The 2330-nt window shown below is 67.4% G+C and carries 2 protein-coding genes; one reads left to right on the top strand and one right to left on the bottom strand.

The features are described 5' to 3' along the window. On the top strand, positions 1-1061 hold a 1061-nt coding region (locus JCM19049_RS12000; RefSeq protein ID WP_054821710.1), incomplete at its 5' end, for a sugar porter family MFS transporter. A 10-nt stretch (positions 1062-1071) separates the two neighbouring features. Here JCM19049_RS12000 and JCM19049_RS12005 read toward each other — a convergent pair. After that, positions 1072-2330: glycosyl hydrolase family 65 protein (locus JCM19049_RS12005; RefSeq protein WP_279403095.1), on the bottom strand; the 1259-nt coding region annotated here is incomplete at its 5' end.

Here is a 2330-nt window from a genome sequence, read left to right on the forward strand (position 1 = left end):
GGCTGGGCGTGGCTTCGCTCGGTGATCGCCCCGGCTACATCGCCGAGATCTCCCCGGCCGCGCACCGCGGCCGGCTGGGCTCGCTGCAGCAGATGAGCATCGTGGTGGGCATCTTCATCGCCTTCCTGGTCAGCGCGCTGCTGGTGTACGTGATGGGTTCGGCCGACGCGGTGGGCTGGTTCGGCCTGGAGGCCTGGCGCTGGATGTACCTGTCGCTGCTGGTGCCCGCGGTGGTCTACGGGGTGCTGGCCGCCCGGCTGCCCGAGTCCCCGCGCTACCTGGTCGAACGCGGACGCTACGTGGAGGCCGCCCGGGTCCTGTCCCGGGATGTGGGCATGGAGCCGGGCGCCATGACCGAGCAGAAGATCGAGGAGATCCGCGCCACCGTGCACCTGGAGCGCCACCAGACCTTCTCCGATCTGATCGGGCGCTTCGGCTTCCACCCGGTGGTGTGGATCGGCATCCTGCTTTCGATGTTCCAGCAGCTGGTGGGCATCAACGTGATCTTCTACTACTCCACCACCCTGTGGAAGTCGGTCGGCTTCGCCGAATCGGACTCCTTCACCATCTCGCTGATCACTTCGGTGACCAACATCGTGGCGACCATCATCGCGATCTCGCTGATCGACGTGCTGGGGCGCAAGCTGCTGCTGCTGCTCGGCTCCGGGATCATGACCCTGTCCCTGGGGGCCATGACGCTCGCGTTCTCCCAGGCCGTCACCGTCGACGGGGCGCTGAGCCTGCCCGGGGCCTGGGGCACCATCGCCTTGATCAGCGCCAACCTGTTCGTGATCGGCTTCGGCGCCAGCTGGGGCCCAGCGGTGTGGGTGCTGCTGGGGGAGATGTTCCCCAACTCCATCCGCACCCTGGCCCTGGGCGTGGCGGCGGCCGCGCAGTGGCTGACCAACTTCCTGGTCTCCACCACGTTCCCGTCCCTGGCCGAGGCCGGGCTGCAGCTGGCCTACGGCATCTACGCCAGCTTCGCGCTGCTCTCCTTCCTGTTCGTGCTGTTCATGGTCAAGGAGACCAAGGGACGCAAGCTGGAGGAGATGACGCTCTAGTCCGCGCGGGTCAGAACCCGCGCGGGGGCTGCATGACGTCGGCGGAGTCCTCGCTGTGCAGCGCCACCACGTGCTCCATGCTGGGCTTGCCCTCGCGGACCTGGCCGTGGGCGTCCAGTTCGATCTCCACCGGCTCGGAGGCCGAGAGCGAGTAGTTCTTCCCGCGCACCGCGAAGTACAAGGTGGCCCCGCCCTCCATGCTCAGCCGCATGGAATCGCTGTTCAACCGCACCGTGATCATCGAGCCGCGCCACGCCAGCCGGAAGGAGAGCGTGGACCAGCTGGCCGGCAGCCGGGGGTCGAAGCTGAGCACGTCCCCGTCATCGCGCATGCCGGCGAATCCGTAGATCAGCGTCGCCCACACCCCGCCGGTGGAGGCCACGTGCACCCCGTCGGCGGTGTTGCGGTGCGAGTTCTCCAGGTCTACGTTCAGCGCCGCCTGGAAGTACTCGTAGGCCAGGTCCCGGTAGCCGACCTCCGCGGCCACGATGGACTGCACGGCCGCGGAGAGCGAGGAGTCCCCGGTGGTCAGCGGGTCGTAGTAGTTGAAGTCCGCCAGCTTCTCCGCATCGGTGAAGTCGCTGGAGCGCAGCCACAGGGCCAGCACCGTGTCCGCCTGCTTGATCACCTGGAAACGGTAGATCACCAGCGGGTGGTAGTGCAGCAGCAGCGGCAGCTTCGCCGGGTCGGTGTTGGACACATCCCAGATCTCCCGGTTCAAAAAGTGCTCGTCCTGCGGGTGGATGCCCACCCGTTCGGAGAACGGGATGTGGAAGCAGTGCGCGGCCTTGCGCCAGTTCTCGGCCTCCCCCTCGCGGATCTGCAGGCGCTCGGTGAGTTCGGCGTGGAAGCGCGGGAAGCGGTTGGCCAGGGTGTCGAGCATGTCCGCGGCGCAGCGCAGGTTGAAGCGCGCCATCACGTTCGTGTAGACGTTGTCGTTCACGATCGCGGTGTACTCATCCGGTCCGGTCACCCCGTGGATGTGGAAGCTCTGCCGGCTTCCGGTGGTGCGCCAGAACCCGAGCGAGGACCACATCCGGGCGGTGCCCACCAGGATCTCCGCGCCGCCCGAACGCAGGAACTCCACGTCCCCGGTCGCGTTCATGTAGCGGTTCAGCGCGTAGGCGATGTCCGCGTTGATGTGGTACTGGGCGGTACCGGCCGGGTAGTAGGCGCTGGCCTCCTCACCGTTGATGGTGCGCCAGGGGAACAGGATCCCGTCCTCGTTCATGATCTGCGCGCGGCGGGTCGCGGCCGGCAGCATCGAGA

This window comes from Arthrobacter sp. JCM 19049, assembly GCF_001310435.1.